At 67.2% G+C, this 19,796-nt stretch carries 18 protein-coding genes and 1 pseudogene; 4 read left to right on the forward strand and 15 right to left on the reverse strand.

Features of this window, described 5'->3' with window-relative positions; all coding sequences use genetic code 11:
* Positions 1-192: 192 nt before the first annotated feature.
* From ACT53T_RS24090 to ACT53T_RS24105, 4 genes are all read left to right on the forward strand, one after another.
* Complete coding sequence (locus tag ACT53T_RS24090; RefSeq protein ID WP_018265095.1) at positions 193-1,479, forward strand: citrate synthase; 1,287 nt, start codon at positions 193-195, stop codon at positions 1,477-1,479.
* Positions 1,480-1,616: 137 nt separating this feature from the next.
* Entirely contained in the window at positions 1,617-2,264 is a 648-nt protein-coding gene (locus ACT53T_RS24095) for a hypothetical protein (protein WP_476163194.1), read from the forward strand.
* A 67-nt stretch (positions 2,265-2,331) separates the two neighbouring features.
* Positions 2,332-2,475, forward strand: coding sequence for a hypothetical protein (locus ACT53T_RS24100; RefSeq protein ID WP_476163195.1), 144 nt, complete (start codon positions 2,332-2,334; stop codon positions 2,473-2,475).
* A 199-nt stretch (positions 2,476-2,674) separates the two neighbouring features.
* Positions 2,675-4,099, forward strand: coding sequence for a PAN domain-containing protein (locus ACT53T_RS24105; RefSeq protein ID WP_476163196.1), 1,425 nt, complete (start codon positions 2,675-2,677; stop codon positions 4,097-4,099).
* A gap of 170 nt (positions 4,100-4,269) precedes the next feature.
* Here the strand turns inward: ACT53T_RS24105 and lpxB are convergent, their stop codons facing one another.
* From lpxB to ACT53T_RS24180, 15 genes and pseudogenes are all read right to left on the reverse strand, one after another.
* Positions 4,270-5,427, reverse strand: coding sequence for a lipid-A-disaccharide synthase (lpxB, locus tag ACT53T_RS24110; protein WP_476163197.1), 1,158 nt, complete (start codon positions 5,425-5,427; stop codon positions 4,270-4,272).
* Positions 5,428-5,431: 4 nt separating this feature from the next.
* A complete protein-coding gene (gene lpxA, locus ACT53T_RS24115; protein WP_476163198.1) occupies positions 5,432-6,247 on the reverse strand; it encodes an acyl-ACP--UDP-N-acetylglucosamine O-acyltransferase in 816 nt (271 codons plus the stop codon).
* Between the two features lie 28 nt (positions 6,248-6,275).
* A complete protein-coding gene (fabZ, locus tag ACT53T_RS24120) occupies positions 6,276-6,737 on the reverse strand; it encodes a 3-hydroxyacyl-ACP dehydratase FabZ (RefSeq protein ID WP_476163199.1) in 462 nt (153 codons plus the stop codon).
* A gap of 81 nt (positions 6,738-6,818) precedes the next feature.
* Positions 6,819-7,862 carry a UDP-3-O-(3-hydroxymyristoyl)glucosamine N-acyltransferase gene (gene lpxD, locus ACT53T_RS24125; RefSeq protein WP_476163200.1) on the reverse strand — a complete coding sequence of 348 codons (1,044 nt, stop codon included), beginning with the start codon at positions 7,860-7,862 and terminating at the stop codon, positions 6,819-6,821.
* A gap of 177 nt (positions 7,863-8,039) precedes the next feature.
* Positions 8,040-10,526 (reverse strand): outer membrane protein assembly factor BamA, encoded by a 2,487-nt coding sequence (gene bamA / locus ACT53T_RS24130; RefSeq protein WP_476163201.1) that lies wholly within the window; start codon positions 10,524-10,526, stop codon positions 8,040-8,042.
* A 352-nt stretch (positions 10,527-10,878) separates the two neighbouring features.
* Positions 10,879-12,021 (reverse strand): RIP metalloprotease RseP, encoded by a 1,143-nt coding sequence (rseP, locus tag ACT53T_RS24135; protein ID WP_400770377.1) that lies wholly within the window; start codon positions 12,019-12,021, stop codon positions 10,879-10,881.
* Between the two features lie 75 nt (positions 12,022-12,096).
* Entirely contained in the window at positions 12,097-13,341 is a 1,245-nt protein-coding gene (gene dxr, locus ACT53T_RS24140; protein WP_400767434.1) for a 1-deoxy-D-xylulose-5-phosphate reductoisomerase, read from the reverse strand.
* A 10-nt stretch (positions 13,342-13,351) separates the two neighbouring features.
* Positions 13,352-14,218, reverse strand: a complete 867-nt coding sequence (locus tag ACT53T_RS24145) for a phosphatidate cytidylyltransferase (RefSeq protein ID WP_476163202.1) — start codon at positions 14,216-14,218, stop codon at positions 13,352-13,354.
* Entirely contained in the window at positions 14,215-14,994 is a 780-nt protein-coding gene (locus ACT53T_RS24150; protein WP_476163203.1) for an isoprenyl transferase, read from the reverse strand. Before ACT53T_RS24150 ends, ACT53T_RS24145 begins: the two co-directional genes overlap by 4 nt.
* Before the next feature lie 73 nt (positions 14,995-15,067).
* Entirely contained in the window at positions 15,068-15,628 is a 561-nt protein-coding gene (gene frr, locus ACT53T_RS24155) for a ribosome recycling factor (protein WP_018265082.1), read from the reverse strand.
* A gap of 131 nt (positions 15,629-15,759) precedes the next feature.
* On the reverse strand, positions 15,760-16,488 hold the full coding sequence (pyrH, locus tag ACT53T_RS24160; RefSeq protein ID WP_161913953.1) for a UMP kinase: 729 nt from the start codon (positions 16,486-16,488) through the stop codon (positions 15,760-15,762).
* A 95-nt stretch (positions 16,489-16,583) separates the two neighbouring features.
* Positions 16,584-17,882 (reverse strand): glycosyltransferase, encoded by a 1,299-nt coding sequence (locus ACT53T_RS24165; protein ID WP_476163204.1) that lies wholly within the window; start codon positions 17,880-17,882, stop codon positions 16,584-16,586.
* Positions 17,879-18,217 (reverse strand): hypothetical protein, encoded by a 339-nt coding sequence (locus ACT53T_RS24170; RefSeq protein ID WP_400767424.1) that lies wholly within the window; start codon positions 18,215-18,217, stop codon positions 17,879-17,881. Before ACT53T_RS24170 ends, ACT53T_RS24165 begins: the two co-directional genes overlap by 4 nt.
* A gap of 77 nt (positions 18,218-18,294) precedes the next feature.
* Positions 18,295-19,335: a hopanoid-associated sugar epimerase gene (gene hpnA, locus ACT53T_RS24175; protein WP_476163205.1), complete on the reverse strand. Its 1,041-nt coding sequence runs from the start codon at positions 19,333-19,335 to the stop codon at positions 18,295-18,297.
* A gap of 224 nt (positions 19,336-19,559) precedes the next feature.
* A pseudogene (locus tag ACT53T_RS24180) lies at positions 19,560-19,796 on the reverse strand (CDP-alcohol phosphatidyltransferase family protein); the annotation flags it as partial.

The raw sequence follows: 19,796 nt of genomic DNA on the forward strand, positions 1-19,796 counted from the left end.
TTGAATTTAAAGCGATTTACGTTCGATCGAGCGGGCGCGGCGGCCCATGGCGCGAAAGCGCCTGCGCTCGAACGATTTTCGCTGGCGAGATCGAGCCGCGGGGGAAGCGCGGCTCGGGCGTGGCGTAAAATATGCTGCGGCGTTTCGCCGAAGCACCGCGAAACTGCACGGATAACGCGAGAAGGTGGGGCCATGACGAAAAAAGAAGCGTCCTTTCACACCGGCGAGAAAACCGTGAGCCTGCCGATCATGGAGGGAACGATCGGCCCCAGCGTCGCCGACATCCGCAAGCTCTACGGCGATACGGGCATGTTCACCTATGACCCGGGCTTCACCTCCACGGCGAGCTGCGAGTCGAAAATCACCTATATCGACGGCGATGAGGGCATTCTCCTCTATCGCGGCTATCCGATCGACCAGCTCGCCGAGCACGGCGACTTTCTCGAGACCTGCTATCTGCTGCTCTACGGCGAATTGCCGACGGCGACGCAAAAGGCCGATTTCGACTATCGCATCACGCGCCATACGATGGTGCATGAGCAGATGGCGCGCTTCTTCCAGGGCTTCCGCCGCGACGCGCATCCGATGGCGGTGATGGTGGCGTCGGTGGGCGCGCTCTCGGCCTTCTATCACGACTCGACGAATATCGCCGATCCGGTCGAGCGCATGGTCGCCTCGACGCGCATGATCGCGAAGCTGCCGACGCTCGCGGCCATGGCCTATAAGTATTCGATCGGCCAGCCCTTCGTCTATCCGAAGAACGACCTCGACTATACGTCGAACTTCCTGCGCATGTGCTTCGCCGTTCCTTGCGAGGAATATAAGGTCAATCCGGTGATGTCGCGGGCGCTCGACCGCTTCTTCATGCTGCATGCCGATCACGAGCAGAACGCCTCCACCTCCACCGTGCGCCTCGCCGGCTCGTCCGGCGCCAATCCCTTCGCTTGCGTGGCGGCGGGCATCGCCTCGCTGTGGGGACCGGCGCATGGCGGCGCCAATGAGGCGGTGCTGAAGATGCTCGCCGAGATCGGCACGCCGGACCGCATTCCGATCTACATCGCCAAGGCCAAGGACAAGAACGACCCGTTCCGCCTGATGGGCTTCGGCCATCGCGTCTACAAGAACTACGACCCGCGCGCGAAGATCATGCAGCGCACGACGCGCGAGGTGCTGGCCGAGCTCGGCGTGAAGGACGATCTCCTCGATGTGGCGATCGAGCTGGAGCGCATCGCTCTGCACGACGAATATTTCATCGAGAAGAAGCTCTATCCGAACATCGACTTCTATTCCGGCATCACGCTGAAGGCGATGGGCCTGCCGACCACGATGTTCACCGTGCTCTTCGCTGTGGCGCGCACGGTCGGCTGGATCGCCCAGTGGAAGGAGATGATCGAGGATCCGGGCTCCAAGATCGGCCGCCCGCGCCAGCTCTACACGGGCGAGAAGCAGCGCGACTATCTGCCCATGTCGAAACGCTGATGTCGAAGCGCTGACGTCCGAACGCTGATGCCGGCCTTCGCGTTTCGAGATGCGAAGGCCGAAACGTCTTGTGCGCTCACGCACAGATTTACGGCTCCGCTCCCGCCATTGTCTCCTCACCAAACGGGGAGGCGGAAATGATCGAGACGGGGTCCTATGAATTGCTCTCTTTCGAGGAGGCGCGCCAGAAGCTGCGCTTCGATCGCGAGATCAGCCTCGGCCTCTTCGATCTCTCCACTTTCCGCATCGCCTATTGCCCAGGCGATTTCGCCTATGTCGGCGACATTGAGCTCTATCAATGGATGTGGTGCGACAAGATCGCAGGCCTCGTCGTCGATGGCGATATGACGATCGACGGCGATCTCATGGACAATTCCTTCGACGGCTCGGCGGCCTTCGTGCTGGCGCGCGGCAATCTCAGAGCGCGCACGGTCACGCTCGGCGGCGCCGAGGTGGTCGTGCGCGGCGATCTGCGCGCGGAAGGCGCGGTCTTCAACAGCTCGAGCGCCGGCCGCTGCGAGATCGGCGGCTCGCTCCATGCGAGCCATCTCGTCACCGACGATCATGCGACCGTCGTCGCCGGGCGCACGCCCGCGCTCTCTTTCGCGCTCGGCTATGTCGATCCCACGATGAGCGAGAAGCTGCGCATCGCCGAGTCCTATCTCGACATATTGACGCCCGAGGCGGCGACGGAATTCGACGCGCGCAGCCGCCGCACGGGCTCGGAGATCGTCGTTCGCATCGTCTCCGCCATTCGCTCCGGCCGCGCCGTCCTGCGCGCGTGATCGTCGAGCGGTCGGCGCCGGCTTTTCCGTAAGTTGCACGGGCGCGGGCGCGCGACTCGAAATTGACATGTTCGTCGCCGCCAATGGCGACGTCGACCTCTCGATTCACGCGAGCATTTTTCGCCCTGCGCGTGCTTTTCGTCGCTGTGTTTCAATCATCGATTTCAGCCCCGGCGAATCGCCGAATCGCATCCTGCGCGATTCGCCATGATCGGATCATTCGTCATGAGCGAAACGCCCCCGCCCCGCCCGCGGCAAAATCCCCCGTGTCCCAAGGGACCGCCCGTGAACTCCGTCGTCGCCGCCGCGACGACGGCGCATGATTTGGACGAGCGCCGCAAATCCGTATTAGAAACCGAACGTGATCGAGCGATCGCGCAGCGACCGAGAACACGAAGCGGGAGACGACGATGGGTGCTGTGAACGATGTGGCGCGGCGCGAGGCGAGCGCTCCCGACGCGCGACGTTCATGGGACGAGGTCGAGGCGCAATATCGCGAGGAATGCGCGACGATGCTGCGCGACGCGCGCCGTCACTACGAGCAGCGCGCCGCGCGTGAGCAGACGACGGTCGAGAATGTGCTCGCCGCTTTCGCCCGCGATTTCGACGCTTGGCTCGATCGCGAGCGGCGCGGAATTTCCTCGCCCAAGCCGAATCTCTCCACATTGTTCGAGATCTGGCTGGAGCGCGGCGCGCGGCGGCTGGAGCCGCCGAGCGCCGCGAGCGCGAGCCCGGAAGCCGATGCGCGATCGCAGGAGCTGGAGCAGCGTCTCGACGAAGGCGCCCGACATATTCAGCAATTGGAGGAGCGCCTCGCCGAGGCGCAGCGGCGCGCGGCGCAGCGAGCGGCGGAAACGGCCGCCGCCATCGCAGCCGCGCCGCCGCCGCCGCGCCGCCGAGGGCGCGCCCTCATCGTCACAGCGCTCGTCCTTTTCGCCGCCCTCATCGGCGCCGCGCAATGGGCGCGGCGTTCGGAGGCGGCGCCGCCCGAGCTGCGCGCCGCACTCGCGCATCTCGACGCTTCCGCGAGCGAGCTGGAGACGCGCGCCCGCGCGACGCTCGGCGATCTCGCGGCGAGCCGAGCGCGCGAGGAGGCGCTCGCGGCGCTGCTTCGTGAGGACAAGGCCTATGTGATCGCGCGCGCGATCGACGCCGATCTAGAGCTCGCGCGCGCGAAGATATCCCCCTTCCCGCCGAGCGGCCCGGCGCCTATCGCGCTAGCGCCGTCCGAGCCGCCAGCGAAAGAGGCGATCGCCACTGCGACTCAGATCGCGCCGCGAGCGGAGACGCCAGCGCCGGAGGCGACGACAGCGCTCGCGCCGGAGGAGGAGCCGGAGCGGCTTCCGCCCGCCGTCATCGGCCCGCAAAAGCCGACGGCCTTTCGCGGCTTCGACAATCGCGACCTCACGGGGCCGACGCTCGCCACTCTGCGCAAGCTCGATCAGCCCGCCTGCGTCGCCGCCTGCCGCGGCCGCGCCGATTGCCGGGCCTATGCCTTCGATCGCTGGAATCGCACCTGCCGCCTCAAATCTGCGGCCGTCGCTTTCGCGCTCAATCCGCGCATGACCAGCGGCCTGCGCGAGGACATTCGCATTCCGCGCGCGCCCTCCGGCGCGCTCGCCATGGAGCGCTACCCGTCCAAGGCCTTCCCCGGCGCCGGCTATAAGACGGCCTCCGCCGAAGGTCCCGACGCCTGCGAGGCGGCCTGCCGCGAGGAGGACGCCTGCGTCGCTTTCACCTTCCGACTCGACGAGAGCGCCTGTCATCTGTTCAAATCGACCGGAGAATATTTTTCCAATGAGCTGGCCGACAGCGGCGGCAAGCGTCAAGAATAGAGCGAGACGTGAGCCGACCTGGATGAAGGCTCTGCTCGCCGAATTTTGCGCGACCTCTCCCAAATGGGGGATGCGGCGAAGGTGAAGCCGGGCTAAGCCTCGAGTGTTGTTGCTGTTGGTTACGTTTTACATATCGCGGGGAGGTCACGCGTCCGGAAGCGCGGCCTCCCCTATTTGCTCGCGCCGTCCAGCCATATGAGCACGCGCTCGGCGGCGCGCGCGCTGGGGCTGCGCCCATCCGCCAGCATGCGCTCGCGCACGCGCGCGAGGCCGCTCGATTGCGCCGCGCGCTCGGCGCCGCCGCGCAGGAGCGGCTCCAGAGCCGCCGCGAGCGCCCTAGGCTCCGCGCGTTGCTGCAGAAATTCAGGAATGAGCCGCTCGCCGAGCACGAGATTGGGCAGCACTATGCTGTCGACGCTGATGAGCGCGCGCAGCGGCCATTCGATCGGCGCGACCTTATAGGCGACGACCATGGGAACGCCGGCGAGCGCCAGCTCCAAGGTCGCCGCGCCCGAGGCGACGAGCGCCGCGCGCGCCCGGCGGAAAGCCGCCGGCTTCTCCTCCTGCGAGAGAAGCCGCGGCCGCAGCGGCCAGCCGGCGAGGCGCGCTTCGATGTCTTCGGCGACATGGGGCACGACAGGGAGGGCCACATCCAACGGCCCGCATCGCGCGGCGAGCGTCGCCACTGTCTCGCCGAAAGCCGGCATGAGCCGCGCCACCTCGGCGCGGCGCGAGCCCGGCAGGACGAGCAGCAGTGGCCTCTCCGTCTCACGCGCCGCCAGCTCGGCGGCCGATGGCGTCAGCGCGTCGAGGCAATCGAGCAGCGGATGGCCCACATGGACGCAGGCCGGGCCGCCGAGCCGCCGATGCGCCGCCGGCTCGAAGGGCAGCACAGCCAGCACCTCGTCGATATAGGCGCGCATCGCCCGCGCGCGCCCGGGTCGCCAGGCCCAGACCGTCGGGCTCACATAATCGAGGATCGGCAGCTCCGGCCGCGCGCGCCTCACCCGCCGCGCGACGCGATGAGTGAAATCCGGCGCATCGATGAGCACGAGGCAATCGGGCTGCGCCTCCACGATCGCGCGCGCCGTTCTGTCTATGCGCTCGAGCAGCCTCGGCAGGAGACGGAGCACGGGAACGAGGCCCATGACGGCGATATCGCCTAGGGGAAAGAGGCTCGCGAGCCCTTCGCGCGCCATCGCCTCGCCGCCGACGCCGGAGAAGCGAATCTCCGGCCGCTCGGCCCGCAGCGCGCGCATCAGCAGCGCGCCGAGGAGATCGCCGGAGGCTTCCCCGGCGATGAGAAACACATGGCCGGGCCTTGCCACCGCCCTAGCCCCGCGCCGGGCGCGGCGCGCAGAGCGGCCGCTCCCGCTCGGCTCGCAGAAAGGCGATCAGCGCCTCCACATCCTCGGCCCCGGTAAAATCCGCGGCGACAGATTCGACGCGCGCGGCCAGCACATCGGCGCCCGTCTCCTGCGGGAACAAGCGACGAAAAGCCTCGCGCAAAACAGCGAGGCGCGCGTCGGAAAAGCCGCGCCGGCGCAGGCCGACGAGATTGAGGCCGAACAAATGCGCGCGATTGCCGCCCGCGAGGCCGAAGGGAATGAGATCGCCCTCGAGCCCCGAGAGGCCGGCGACAAAGCTGTGCGCGCCGATGCGCACGCGCTGATGCACGACCGTCGCGCCGCCGATCGCCGCATGATCGCCGATGCGGACATGGCCGCCGAGCAGCACATTATTGGAGAGCACCACGCCATCGCCGATCGCGCAATCGTGGCCGACATGGGAATAGGCGAGAAAGGCGCAATCGTCGCCGATGCGCGTCTCGCCGCCGCCCGCCGGCGTTCCCGCGTTGATGGTGACGCCCTCTCGCGCGAGGCAGCCGCGGCCGATGACGAGCGCGCCCGGCAGGCCGCGGGATTTCAAATCCTGCGCCGCGGCGCCGAGCGCGGCGAAAGGATGAATTTCCGCCTCCGGGCCGATACGCGTTCGCCCGGTCAAGACGACATGCGAAAGGAGACGCGCGCCGGCGCCGAGCTCGACCTCGGCGCCGATATGGCAGAACGGCCCGATGACGACGCCCTCGCCGAGGCGCGCGCCCGCCTCGACGACAGCGGAAGGATGGATGCGCGCGCTCGCGGTCATTGGCCCCGTCCGGGCGATGCGGCGGCGCTCAGGCGCCGATCATCACGCTCAGCTCCGCCTCGCAGACCAGCACGCCATCGACCAGCGCCCGGCAGGCGTACCAATAGATGTCGCGCTTGCGCGCCTTTTTGACGACGTGGAACTCGAGACGGTCGCCGGGCGTGACCGGGCGACGGAATTTCGCCTTGTCGATCGTCGTGAAGAAAACCTTGCGATTGGAGCCCTTCGGCAGCATGTGGGCGGCGATGGCGCCCGCCGTCTGCGCCATGGCCTCCACCATCAGCACGCCCGGAAACACCGGATTTTCGGGGAAATGGCCCTGAAACTGCGGCTCGTTGAAGGTGACGTTCTTCACTCCGACGCCGCTCTCGTCGCCGCGGATATCGATGATGCGATCGACCAGCAGAAACGGATAACGGTGCGGCAGCAGCTCCAAAATCTGATGGACGCCGAGGGTTTCCGGCGCATCGGCCGTTGTTTCTTCGCTCATTTTCTTTTTCCTCCCCCTCCGGGTCCCTCGCGTCTCTCCGCCGCTGGCCCGTCTCTCGTTCACCCGGCGTCCGGCGCCGGTTTACCTCGCCTCGCGGCGGGATTGGCGATCGAGCAGAAGCTCGCCGCGCAAATGGCGCCGCACGGGGCGCGCCGGCGCGCCGCTCCAGCGCGCGCCGGCCGGCACGTCACGGGTCACGCCGGATTTGGCGGCGATCTGGGCGCCTTCGCCAATGGTGATATGGCCGCCGATCGCCGATTGGCCGCCCAGAGCGACGAAGTCGCCGAGCTCGCAGGAGCCGGCGAGTCCCGATTGCGCGACGATGACGCAGCCGCGGCCGATCACCACGTTGTGGCCAATCTGGACCAGATTGTCGATCTTGGTCCCTTCTCCGATGATGGTGTCGCGCGTCGCGCCGCGGTCGATCGTCGTATTGGCTCCGATCTCCACATCGTCCTGCACGATGACGCGGCCGATCTGCGGCGCCTTCACATGCCCCTCCGTCGACAGCGCAAAGCCGAAGCCGTCCTGGCCGAGCCGCGCGCCCGGATGAAGGATGACGCGGTCGCCGATGAGCGCGCAGACGACGCTGACATTGGCGCCGATGGAGCAGTCGCGCCCGATGCGGACATCCGGGCCGATCACCGCCTGCGGGCCGATGACGCTGCCCGAGCCGATCTCCGCGCGCGGGCCGACGACGGCGCCAGGATCGACCGAGACGCCCGGCTCCAGCCGCGCTGTCGGGTGGATGATCGCGCCGGGCGAGACGCCGCTCGCGGAAAATAGCGACTGCGGCCGCAGCGAATCGGGAAACAGCCGCGCCATCACCCTCGCCATGGCCTTGTGCGGCTCGGGCGTCACCAGCGGAATGACGCCGCTCGGCAGCGAATCGAGATCGCGCGCGCGCAGCAGGCAGGCGGTGGCGCGGCAGAGGCGGAGAGCCTGCGCATAACGTCGACGGTCATAGAAGGCGAGCTCGCCCGGCCGCGCCAGATCGAGCGGCGCGACGCCGATGATGACGTCCTCGGCGTCCGAGGCGGCCTCGGGGAGGCGTGCGCCCGCGATCTCGGCGACCTCCGCCGCCGTCAGCGGCCGGTCGAGGCGGAAAAATCCAGCGGCGCCCATGCCGCGCTCCTCCCCGTCGCGCCCGGCCGAGGCCGGGACGAAAAACACAAGGAGAACGCCGGCCGGCCCGAGGCCATTGCGGCGCCCTCTACGAAAACGATCCCCGAGAGGCGGGTCTCGCCGCTCGGGGATCGCAAATTCTAGACGCTGTGTCGGCGGCGCGCCAGCGCGTCGCTTTTAGAAATTGGTGCCGCCGGAGAAGCGGAAGCGCTGCGTGATGTCGCCATAGGCCTTGGACAGCACCACCGCATAGTCGAAGCGGATCGGCCCGAGCGGCGATTGCCACAGCGCCGAAGCGCCGACCGAGGAGCGGATCTGCGCGGCGTCGCCCGAGACGACGATACAAGTGCCCTGGCCGTAGGTCGGCGCCGAGTAGGGATACACGCAGGGCAGAGTGACGCCATAGAGCTTGCTGCTGAAGTTCGTCGCGCCCTTGTAGCCCCAGAGCGTGCCGGCGTCGGCGAAGAGCGCGCCGCGCAGGCCGATGTCCTTCGGCAGGCCCCAGATGGGGAACTGCACCTCGAGCGAGCCGCCGATGTAATTGGTGCCGCCGAGCGAGTTGCCGCGCGAGCTGGTCCAGTTGGAGATATCGCGCGGGCCGAGGCCGCCCGGCGCGAAGCCGCGCACCAGAGTCGGGCCGAGGTTGAAATTGTCCATCACCCGGAACTGATAGTCGCCGAGCGCGAACATATTGCCGCCCTGCACGCGCGCGATGCCGACCACGTCATCCACATAGGGAATCTCGTGGAAGTAGCGGAGGTCGCCGGTCGTGCGCACATAGCGGCTGTTTCCGCCGAGGCCGGCGATATCCTGCGACAGCTGCGAATGGATGCCGTTCTTCGGATTGCGGAAATTGTCGAGCGAATTGTACGACAGCGTGTAGCCGATGAGCGAGGTGAGCCGCGACCCCTGCGATTCCTTGATGGCCAGCGAGGCCTCGCCATTCGACTGACAGTTATAGAGAATGTTGAGATCGGCCGGCGTCGGCGCGAAGATATAGCCGAAGCCCGGCGTATATCCCGGCAGCGGCGTCTGACAGTCGTTGTAGGGCCGGTTGCTGTCGTTGGGGATGGAGATCGTCGTGTTGTAGATCGAATAACGCGGCGAGAAGCTGATCTCCTCGGTGATCGGCACGCCGAAGCGCAGCGTGCCGCCGATCGAGGTGGTGGAATAGTAGGAGTAGTTGTAGGCGTCCGACTTCTTCGCGAAGAGATCGAAGCCCGCCGAGAAGCGCTGATCGAGGAAGTAGGGCTCGGTGAAGCTGAAGGACACGCCGCGAGCGCGCTGGCCGGCCTGCACCGAGAGGCGCGTCGCCTGGCCGCGGCCGAGGAAGTTGCTCTCCGACACCGAGACTTCGCCGATGAAGCCTTCCGTCGTCGAATAGCCGCCCGACACGCCGAAATTGCCGGTCGCCTGATCCTCGACGTCCACATTGACGATGACGCGATCGGCGGCCGAGCCCGGCTCATTGGTGACGCGGACCTTCTTGAAGAAGCCGAGGCCGTTGAGGCGGCGCTCCGCGCGATCGACCAGCACGCGATTATAGGCGTCGCCCTCGCCGATCTCGAACTCGCGGCGAATGACGTAATCGCGCGTGCGCGTGTTGCCGCGAATATTGATACGCTCGATATAGACGCGCGGACCTTCGTCGACGACGAAGCGGATCGCCACCGTCTGAGCGGCGGGATTGCGCTCGCCGCGCGGGCGCGCCTGCGAGAAGGCGTAGCCTTTCTTGGCGATCTCGCGGGTCAGCGATTCGACCGTCTTCTCCACCGCGTCGCCATTATAGACGTCGCCGGCGGAAAGACGCAGATAGGGCTGCAGAGAGGCCGGATCGATATCGGGCAGATGCGATTCGATATCGACATTGGAGACGCGATACTGCGGCCCCTCCTCCACCACGACCGTGATGACATAGCCGCCCTGGCCCGGATCGAACACGGCGTCGGAGCTGACGACATGGAAGTCGGCGTAGCCGTTCTTCAAATAGAAGCGGCGCACCAATTCGAGATCGGAGGCGATGCGGTCGGGATCATAGACGTCGCTCGTCTTGATGAACGACAGGAAGTTCATCTCCGTCGTTTCCATCAGATCGACGAGACGGCCGGTCGAGTAGACGGTGTTGCCGACGAATTTGATGTCCTTGACGCCGGTCTTGTCGCCCTCCTCCACCGTGAACACCACATCGATGCGGCCATTGGGCAGCTGCACGGTGCGATAGGTGATCTTGGCGGCGGCGCGGCCGGAGCGCTTGTAGATCTCGAGCAGGCGCGCAATGTCCTGCTGCACGACGGTCTGATTGAAGGAGCCATGCGCGCGCGTGCGCACTTCCGAGGTCAGCGTGTCGGTCTTGACCTTGCTGTTGCCCTCGAAGACGACGCGGTTGATGAGATTGGTCTCCGACACATGGATGACCACGCGTCCCTTCTCGCGGCTGGCGCTCACATTGGCGAAGCGGCCGCTATTGCGCAGCGCTTCGAGCCCCTTCTCGATCTCCTCCGGGCTGGTGCCGGAGAAATAGGAGCGGATCACGTCGGAATCGCCGCGGGCGTTGCCGACGACGACGATATCCTGAGCAAAGGAAGGAAGAGAGAAGCCGAGGACCGCCGATACCACGGCTGCCAAGAGATAGGAACGATTCCGAAAAGCCTCGATGGACCGCATTGTCAATCCTAAGTCCTCGTCGCGCCGTCGCCCGCCGAAAGCGGCGCGGCTCACGAACTGGGACAACGCACGCACGCTACCGCACGCCGTCCGATCCGATGTTCACCTTCTACAAGGTTTACCGTTTACTGCAAATGCCGAACGCCGCGAGTTTCCCCGTTTTGCCCGGCCCATCGCCGCGAAGCCACTTTTTATGGTCAGCGTCGCGTTAACGTCGGGAACCCGCGGCGCTGGCCGCGAGTCCCATGAGGCGATCCTCCCCAGAATGATGGCGAAAAGCGGTCATAACCGCCGGTCTCGGCCCTTTCGCCCCGAATTTCAGTGGGAAGAAAAGAACGAGACACGAAGCCTGTCAGTCGACCCCTGCGCCCGTGACGCGGCGCAACAACCTGGCGAGGTCATTGTAGGTGGAGAACACCATCAAGGTGCAGACCATCGCTAGCCCGACTCGGAACGCGTATTCTTGCGTACGTTCCGCGAGCGCGCGGCCGCGCGCCGCCTCGATCAGATAGAAGAGCAGATGTCCGCCGTCGAGGAGCGGCACCGGCGCCAGATTGAGCAGGCCGATCGAGATCGACAGGATCGCGATGAGATTGAACAGCGGCCCGACGCCCACCTTGTCGATCGCCTTCGCCATTTGGCCGGAGACCTGCGCAATGCCGATCGGGCCGGACAATTGGTCGGTCGCCTCGCGGCCGACGACGAGGCCGCCGAGATAGGAGGCGGTGCGGCCGATGATCGTCCAGGTCTCATTGACCGCGAGAACGAAGGACTGGCCGACGCCGAAACGCTCCTCGCGCTGGTCGGCGGGGTCCGAGCTCGCCTGCAGGCCGATCATGCCGATCTTGGTCTTGCCCAGCGCGGTCTCGATCTCGCGCAATTGCGGGGTCGCCTGCAGCGGCACATCCTCGCCGCCGCGGCGCACGACGATGCTGAGCGGCTTGCCGGTCGAGGCCGAGACGATCTCCTGCATCTTGCCGAAGCTGTCGATCGGCTCGCCGTCTATGGTGAGGACGAGATCGCCCTTCTGGAAGCCGGCCTGCTCGGCCGCGCCGCCCGCCTGCACGGCGGCGACCTTGGGCAGCAGGATATTGCGGCCGAAGGAGGCGTAGAGAAGGGTGAAGATGACGATCGCCAGCACGAAATTGGCGAGCGGCCCCGCCACCACTATGGCGGCGCGCTTCCAAACCGGCTGGCCGAAGAAAGTGACCTTGCGCTCCTCCTCCGGCATGGCTTCGATGCGCTCGGGATCGGGCACGCTGGCGCCATTGGCGTCGCCGTGGAACTTCACATAGCCGCCGAGCGGAATCGCCGCCACGCGCCAACGCGTGCCATAGCGGTCATGGAAGGCCCAGAGCTCCGGCCCGAAGCCGATCGAGAAAGCGTCGATCTTGACCCCGCACCAGCGGCCGACGAGGAAATGGCCGAGCTCGTGGAAGAACACCACCATCGTCAGCACGAAGACGAAGGGGACGACATAGATGAGGATCGTCATGAGCAAGTCCAGCAAAGCGATACTCCCGGCAAACGCTACGCACCAAGAGTCCGCCACGCGGCCTCGCTCTCTTGGTTACTGAAGCGTTAACATGCCCGAAGCCTGGTTCATCGCCAAGGCGCCGCGCGATCTTTCTCTGACAATATGGTCAATATCGAGGGCGTCCTCAACGGTGGCCGGCTCCCGCGCCGTGCCGTCCTTGAGCGCGGCCTCCAGCGCCTTCTCGACCTCGCGGGCGATTCCGCTGAAACCGATGCGGCCGGACAGGAAGGCCTCGACCGCGATCTCATTGGCGGCGTTGAGCACTGTCGGCAAGGCGCCCCCCTCGCGCAGCGCGTCGAGCGCGAGACCGAGCGCCGGAAAACGGTCGAGATCGGGCTTCTCGAAAGTCAGCGCGCCGAGGGCGACGAGATCGAGCCGCGGCGCCGGCGTCTCGATTCGCTCGGGATAGGCGAGGCAATGGGCGATCGGCACGCGCATGTCCGGGCGGGCGAGCCCGGCCGTGACCGAGCCGTCGGTGAAGCTGACGAGCCCATGCACGATGGATTGCGGATGCACGACGACGTCGAGCTTTTCCGCCGGCACGGCGAAAATATGATGCGCCTCGATCAGCTCGAGGCCCTTGTTCATCAGGCTGGCCGAATCGATCGTGTTCTTCGGCCCCATCGCCCAATTGGGATGGTTGAGCGCCTGCTCCACCGTCGCGGCCTCGATCGCCTCCCTGGTCCAGGTGCGGAACGGGCCGCCGGAGGCGGTGATGGTCATTTTCTCGATTCGCGAGACGTCCTCGCCGCCGAGCGCCTGGAAAATGGCGTTATGCTCGCTGTCGATGGGCAGCAGCCGCGCCTTTTTCTGCTGCGCCGTGCGCATGAAGGGCCCGCCGGCGCAGACGAGGCATTCCTTGTTGGCGAGGGCGACGACGCGGCCGAGCTCCAGCGCCGCATGGGTCGGCTCGACTCCGGCGGCGCCGACAATGGCCGATACGACGAGATCGGCCTCGCGCGTCGCGGCCTCGATCACCGCCTCGCGTCCGGCGGCGACCTGAATATTGGTGCCGGAGAGCGCCTCCTTCAGCGCCGCATAGCCGTCCTCGTCGCGAATGGCGACGAATTCGGCCTTCACCGCCAGCGCCGTCCGCGCCAGAGCGGCATGGTCGCGCCCGCCGGCGATGGCCGCGACGGAATAGGCTTCCGGGTTACGCAGCAGCAGATCGACGGTGGAGCGACCGATCGATCCGGTCGCGCCGAGCAGCGCGATTCGCTTCGGCGGCCGGCCGCGCGACCCTGTCCCGAGCTGATCCGATCCTGTCCCTGTCGCCATGTGACGCCGCCTACCAGATGAAGATGCCGGCGGCCAGGGACTCCTGACCGCGCAAACCGCCGAGCATGGCCGCGAAGGCGCTGGCGAAGATGAAGCCGTCGACGCGATCCATCACGCCGCCATGGCCGGGGATGAGCCGGCTCGAATCCTTCACGCCGAAACGGCGCTTGATCCAGGATTCGAAGAGATCTCCCGCCTGCGCCAGCGCCGCCGCGACAATGCCGACGAAAAACAAAGGCAGGGTCGCCGCCGCGCTCCAGCGGCTGAGATAGACGACGCCGACGCCCGCCAGCGCGCCGCTGGCGACGCCGACAAGCGTTCCCGACCAGGTCTTGCCCGGCGAGACGCGCGGCCACAGCTTCGGCCCGCCGATCAGGCGGCCGCCGAAATAGGCCATCACATCCGTGCCCCAGACCACGGCGAACAGCCAGGCGATGGAGAGCGCGCCATAATCGGACGAATCGCGCAGCACATTGGTGGAGACGATCAAGGAGCCGGCGTAGAGCAAGCCGGCCGGCGCCCACAGCCGGCGGCCGGGCCCGGCGAGAATTGCGAGAATCGCCGAGAAGAAGACGAGCGAGGCCAGCGCGGCCGGACCGCCGCCATGGGCGGCGAAGGCCGTCGCCCCGGCGAGAGAGGCGCCGCCGAGCGCGAAGCGCGCGAGCGCCATCTTGCCGCCGACGATGCTCTGCCACTCCCAGGAGACGGCGAAACCGGCGAGCAGCCAGAACAGCGCGAAAGCGTCGCCGCCGACATAGAGCGCGACCACCGCGGTCGCGATCAGCGCCGCCGCCGAGCCGATGCGCGGACCGAGATCGGAGAATTGACCGCCCCTCGCGCCGGCTTTGGCGGCGGGCGGCTCGGAAGATTCGCTCATGAAGCGGTCTTCGCTCTGCGATCGACCGGCGCCAGCCCGCCGAAACGCCGATCACGCTGCGCATATTCGTCGATCGCCGCCTCGAAATCCGCCCGGCTGAAGTCCGGCCAATGGACCGGCACGAACAGCAGCTCCGCATAGGCGGCCTGCCACAGCATGAAATTGGACAGGCGCTGCTCGCCGCTGGTGCGGATGATGAGGTCGGGATCTGGAATATCGGCCGTGTCGAGACGTCGGGCGATCGCCTCGGCGTCTATGTCCTGCGGACGCAGACGGCCGGCGGCGACCTCCTCCGCGAGCGCGCGCGCCGCGGCGGCGATCTCCTGCCGCGCGCCATAATTGAAGGCGACGACGAGGGTGAGGCCAGTGTTGGCGGCGGTCATCTGCTCGGCCTCGCGCAACAGCCCGGCGATCTCGGCCGAGAGATCCGCGCGCGCGCCGATGACCTTCACGCGAACATTATTGCCCTGCAGCTCGGCGAGGTCGTTACGGATGAACCGATGCAGCAGCGCGAGCAGGCTCTGCACCTCCTCGGGCGGACGCGACCAATTTTCCACAGAAAAGGAATAGACCGTCAGATAATCCACCCCGAGCTCGATCGCCGCGCGCACGGTCTTGCGCAGAGCGTCGACGCCACGCCTATGACCCTCGAATCGCGGTAGGCCTCGCGCGGCCGCCCAGCGGCCGTTGCCGTCCATGATCAAAGCGACATGACGCGGCGCGGATCTCGGCGCCAAGGCCGGCGCTCCCAGCTCCAATATTCCACCATCTCCCATTTTTTTTGTTCCGCGCCATACTCGAGAGCTCGGGCCGGACCGGCCGGCGTCTCGTGAAAATCGAAAAGACAAATCAAACTTGCATGATCTCTTTTTCTTTTTGCGCGAGCATGGTGTCGATCTCGCGCACCGACTCGTCGGTCGCCTTCTGCACCTCGGCCTCGTGACGCTTGGAGTCGTCCTCGGGAAGAGCGTGATCCTTCAGCAGCTTCTTCAATATATCGATGCCGTCGCGCCGAACGTGGCGCACCGAGACCCGCGCATCCTCGGCGTATTTGTGCGCGACCTTCACCAGCTCCTTGCGGCGCTGCTCGTTGAGCTCCGGCGTGCGAATGCGCAGCACCTGACCCTCGATGGTCGGCGAGAGCCCGAGATTGGAATCGCGAATCGCCTTGTCGACCGCGCCGACGAGGCCCTTGTCCCACACCTGCACGGCCAGCATGCGCGACTCCGGCACGCTGATCGTCGCCACCTGATTGAGCGGGGTCGCCTGGCCATAGGCCTCGACATGGATCGGCTCCAGCAGGCTCGCCGAGGCGCGTCCGGTGCGAAGCCCGCCGAGCTCGTGCTTGAGGGTCGCCAGCGCGCCCTGCATGCGGCGTTTCAGTTCGGGCAGATCGAAAGTCTGAGCCATAGGAAACTTTGCCTATTCGTGATGTCTTCGGTTCGAACGAGCGGGCCGCGCCGGCTCAGGGGTCGGAGCGTTTCATAGAACATAATCCGCCGAGGCGGAAATCGCCGCCGCATCCAGAAGGCGCTCGTCCGCTAAGGAACGACATGGGTGGCCCGCCCTCTTCCTTCCAGCACCGCGCGGATCGCGCCCGCCTCGGCGATGGAGAAGACGATTATGGGAATCTTGTTCTCGCGGGCAAGAGCGAAGGCTGCGGTGTCCATCACGGCGAGGCTTTTGGCGATGGCCTCGTCATGAGTCAGCTGCTCGTAGCGCCGCGCCGAAGGGTCGCGCTTGGGATCGGCGGTATAGACGCCATCGACCTGAGTCGCCTTCAGCACGGCGTCGGCCGAAAGCTCGGCGGCGCGCACCACGGCGGGCGTGTCGGTGGTGAAGAAAGGCAGGCCCGTGCCGCCGGCGGCGATGACGACGCGGCCCTTGTCGAGATGATGCAGCGCCGCCCGCCGCGAATAGGATTCGCAGAGCGAGGGCATAGGCACGGCCGAGAGCGCGCGCGCCTGGCGGCCCTGCGCTTCGATCGCCTGCTCGAGCGCGAGCCCGTTCATCACCGTCGCCAGCATGCCGATCGAATCGGCGCGAGCGCGCTCTATGCCCTTGTCGGCGCCTTGAATGCCGCGAAAGAAATTGCCGCCGCCGACGACGACCGCGATCTGCGCGCCGAGCGCGGCGGAAGCAGCGAGATCCTTGGCGATGCGCTCCAATGTCGGCGCGTGCAGACCATGCGGGGCGTCGCCCATCAGCGCCTCGCCCGAGAGCTTGACGACGACCCGCTTCCATTTCGGCGGGCTCGAAGGGTCCGTCATCGACGCCTCTCTTTCGCTGGTGGGCCTTTGTTCGACCTTAATAGGAAACCGCCGCCGCTCCGGCAAGGCGCGCCGCGCCGCGGAAACGGGCGCGCTCACAAAGCGCGGAGGAATTCGTCGATCGTCTCGAAAAAAGAAGCGGCGTCGCGGCGCGGGAACCCTGCGATCCGCCGCGAAGCCGCGGCGCGCCGCGGCGAATCGGGGGCGCTATAGTCGAGGATCGCGTCGCGCCAGCCGAGGCCGTCGAGCGGATCGATATAGTCGAGCGTGTCGTCGGCGATCTCGCGAAAAATCTCTATGTCGGAGGCGATGATCGGGGCGCCGCAGGCCGCGGCCTCGGCGATGGGGAGCCCGAATCCTTCCGCGAAGGAGGGCGCGAGCGCGGCGCGCGCGCCGGCCAGCAGCCGCCGCATCGCCGGCGTCGACAGGCCGGAGGCCTCCACCACATGCGGGCGCAGGGCCGCGCAGCGCTCCAGCATGCGGAGCACATTCTCATTGTGCCAGCCGCGCTTGCCGACGAGGACGAGCTTGGGCGCGCCCGCGCCCGCGCGCTCGGCCAGCTCGCGCCAGACGTCGAGCAGAAGCATATGATTCTTGCGCGGCTCGATCGTGCTGCAGAAGACGAAATAAGGCGTGTCGGCGAGCCGCGGATCGGCGACCGCCTCGCGCTCGAAGGCGGGCGCCGCCGGCAGGCCGGCGACGCAGACCGGCAGATCGCCCCTGCCCTTCTCTTTCGCATAGTCCGCGACCCGGCGCGCGACTGAAGCCGATGCGACGACCACACCCGCCGCCCGCCGCACGATATTGCCCATGACCAGACGATGCTTGTCGCGCTCGGCCGGACGGAAGAATTCGGGCGCGTCCAGCGGCAGGAGATCATAGACGAAGAAAACGGGCTTCACGTCCGGCCGCGCGTCGAGCCAGCGCAAATGCCATTCCTTATGCACGGGAAACTGGCTCGCATTGAAGAACACGGCGCCCGCCGGCGCCTCCGACGGCGGGCGCCCGAGACGCAGAGCCCAGCGCCGCATGGCGCGCCAATTCTCTCGAACGATCGCCCAATCGCGACGCGCCACCCGCGGCGCCCGCGGCCCCTGCGGCGTCGCGCCGAGCGAGGCGACCACACGCTCGTACATCTCGTCCGTGGAGAAGCCGTCGTCCGTGGAGGAATCGCGAAGCTCGTTCCAATAGGTCTCTATGTCGATGAGCGTGCGCAGCCCCGCCTCGGCGGAGGCGAGCCGCGGCCCGAGCGCCGCCGCGGCCAGCGCGACGCCGCCCTCGCCCGAGAGAAAATGCCGCGCCAGAGCGAAATCGACCCGATCTATGCCATTGGGCGTCGGATTGAGCGCGCGCGTGACGAGCCGCGTGACGTCATAGACCACGGGCCGCTTCATTTGCGGCACCGCTCGCCGCGCTCCCGGCATCGCCAATGGTCGATGACGTCGTTCGATTCGCGAATCACGCGCTCGCTCTCCTTGGAGAGACATTCGCGATAATGGAATACGGAGGCGATATAGGCCTCGACCTCGGCCCCGCAGGCCTCCGCCGCCCGGCCGGGCATGAAGACGCAAGGGGGCGCGCCCGGCTGCACGCAGAGATTGAAGCCGGGAGCCGCCTGCGCGAATGCCGTCTCGGGAATTGAGAGCGCCGCCGCCGATGCGGCGAGACGCATGAGAAAGAGCAAGCGCCGTCCCGCGCCGCGCGCGGGCGGACGCCGATCGATGATCATCCGACGCTCGTCATGAGAAAACCCAGCCACGCGCGGAGAATTGCCTCGTCGCGCGGCCGCGCGCAAGGGCGCCGACGCTATTCGCCCGGCGCTCCGTCCGGCGCGCGGCGTGCGTCGCGCGGCGCCTGCCGCGTCTCGGCGGCGCGGGCGCCGAACCATTCCACGGCATCGGCGAGTGCCTGCCGATAGGGGCGCGAGCAGTAGCCGAGCTCGCGGCGCGCCTTGGAATCGTCGAAGAACATGGTCGTCGCCGAGAGACGCAGACTCTCGACATTGAGGAAAGGCTCACGGCCGGTGAGCCGCGCCAACGCCTCATTGGCGTGCGCCAACGGCAGCAGCGGCCAGCGCGGCAGGCGCATGAGCGGCGGACGGCCGCCGACGAGGCTCGCCACCTCGGCGAGCAGCTCGGAGAGCTCGACATTCTCGCCGCCGAGAATATAGCGCTCGCCAATTCGTCCCTGGCGCAGAGCGGCGAGATGGCCGGCGGCGACATCCGCCACATGCACCACGGCGAGGCCGGTGTCGACATAGGCCGGCATATTGCCGCGCATCGCCTCGAGGACGATGCGGCCGGTCGGCGTCGGACGGACGTCGCCGGGGCCGAGCGGCGCGGAGGGATTCACGATGATGGCCGGCAGCTGCAGCCGCTCCACCATATCCTCGACCAGCCGCTCCGAGAGGAGCTTGCTGCGCTTATAGGCGCCGAGCCGGTCGCAGGCCGCGAGCCGGCGCGTCTCGTCGCAGAGGCCGGAGGCGTCGGGCGCGAGCGTCGCGACGCTGCTGGTATGGACGATTCGCTCGACGCCGGCGCGCAGCGCCTCCTCCATGACGATGCGCGTTCCCTCGAGATTGGTGCGCATGACGACGGCGGGATCGGGCGCCCACAGGCGATAGTCGGCGGCGACATGGAAGAGGTAGCGCACGCCGGAGAGCGCGGCGCGCAGGCTCTCGCGATCGGTCACATCGCCTTCGAAAATCTCATATTGCGGGCGGAGATTGGCGCGCGGGCTGGTCGGCCGGACTAAAGCGCGCACGCGAAAGCCCTGCTCGTGCAGCAGGCCGGCGACCGCTCCTCCGATGAAACCGCTCGCGCCAGTGACGAGGGCGATATCGCGCATGTCGCTCGTCATGGCCAAAACGTCGACAGGCTCCATTGTGGCGGCGCCGGAGGCGTCGCTCCCACGTCGCATCTGGGGCGCGCGCTCATGAAAGCAAGACCCGCGAAAGCAAGTCCCGCCGCGAGCTCACGCTCGCGCCGCAGGGCGTCGCCCCGCCAGAGGTCGTCACGCTGGAAAATCTGATGCGCCGTCAAAACCGGGCCTGCCGTCCTGTTTCGTCGTCGTCAGCCGGCCGAGACGCCGGGAAGCTCGCGCGCAGGCTCGGCCGCAGCCGGCTCGGCCGCGTGGCGGCGCGTCGGCAGGCGGTGAATGGTCGCCGATTCCTGATCGTCGTCGCGATCCATCCGCGACAGATCCTGACGCACCATCAGCACGAAGAGCGCGAAGGCGATGGCCGACATCGTTCCGATCGTCACGTCGAGAATGGCGAAGCGCCACAGCCGCGCCTCCACCACCTGCGG

Source organism: Methylosinus sp. DMC45 (assembly GCF_056313885.1).

Bases quoted from the DNA above. Each gene is read 5' to 3' on its own strand.
- ACT53T_RS24090 (WP_018265095.1), top strand. From the start codon at position 193: ATGACGAAAAAAGAAGCGTCCTTTCACACCGGCGAGAAAACCGTGAGC.
- ACT53T_RS24095 (WP_476163194.1), top strand. From the start codon at position 1,617: ATGATCGAGACGGGGTCCTATGAATTGCTCTCTTTCGAGGAGGCGCGC.
- ACT53T_RS24100 (WP_476163195.1), top strand. From the start codon at position 2,332: ATGTTCGTCGCCGCCAATGGCGACGTCGACCTCTCGATTCACGCGAGC.
- ACT53T_RS24105 (WP_476163196.1), top strand. From the start codon at position 2,675: ATGGGTGCTGTGAACGATGTGGCGCGGCGCGAGGCGAGCGCTCCCGAC.
- lpxA (WP_476163198.1), bottom strand. From the start codon at position 6,247: ATGACCGCGAGCGCGCGCATCCATCCTTCCGCTGTCGTCGAGGCGGGC.
- fabZ (WP_476163199.1), bottom strand. From the start codon at position 6,737: ATGAGCGAAGAAACAACGGCCGATGCGCCGGAAACCCTCGGCGTCCAT.
- lpxD (WP_476163200.1), bottom strand. From the start codon at position 7,862: ATGGGCGCCGCTGGATTTTTCCGCCTCGACCGGCCGCTGACGGCGGCG.
- bamA (WP_476163201.1), bottom strand. From the start codon at position 10,526: ATGCGGTCCATCGAGGCTTTTCGGAATCGTTCCTATCTCTTGGCAGCC.
- rseP (WP_400770377.1), bottom strand. From the start codon at position 12,021: ATGACGATCCTCATCTATGTCGTCCCCTTCGTCTTCGTGCTGACGATG.
- dxr (WP_400767434.1), bottom strand. From the start codon at position 13,341: ATGGCGACAGGGACAGGATCGGATCAGCTCGGGACAGGGTCGCGCGGC.
- ACT53T_RS24145 (WP_476163202.1), bottom strand. From the start codon at position 14,218: ATGAGCGAATCTTCCGAGCCGCCCGCCGCCAAAGCCGGCGCGAGGGGC.
- ACT53T_RS24150 (WP_476163203.1), bottom strand. From the start codon at position 14,994: ATGGGAGATGGTGGAATATTGGAGCTGGGAGCGCCGGCCTTGGCGCCG.
- frr (WP_018265082.1), bottom strand. From the start codon at position 15,628: ATGGCTCAGACTTTCGATCTGCCCGAACTGAAACGCCGCATGCAGGGC.
- pyrH (WP_161913953.1), bottom strand. From the start codon at position 16,488: ATGACGGACCCTTCGAGCCCGCCGAAATGGAAGCGGGTCGTCGTCAAG.
- ACT53T_RS24165 (WP_476163204.1), bottom strand. From the start codon at position 17,882: ATGAAGCGGCCCGTGGTCTATGACGTCACGCGGCTCGTCACGCGCGCG.
- ACT53T_RS24170 (WP_400767424.1), bottom strand. From the start codon at position 18,217: ATGATCATCGATCGGCGTCCGCCCGCGCGCGGCGCGGGACGGCGCTTG.
- hpnA (WP_476163205.1), bottom strand. From the start codon at position 19,335: ATGCGCGATATCGCCCTCGTCACTGGCGCGAGCGGTTTCATCGGAGGA.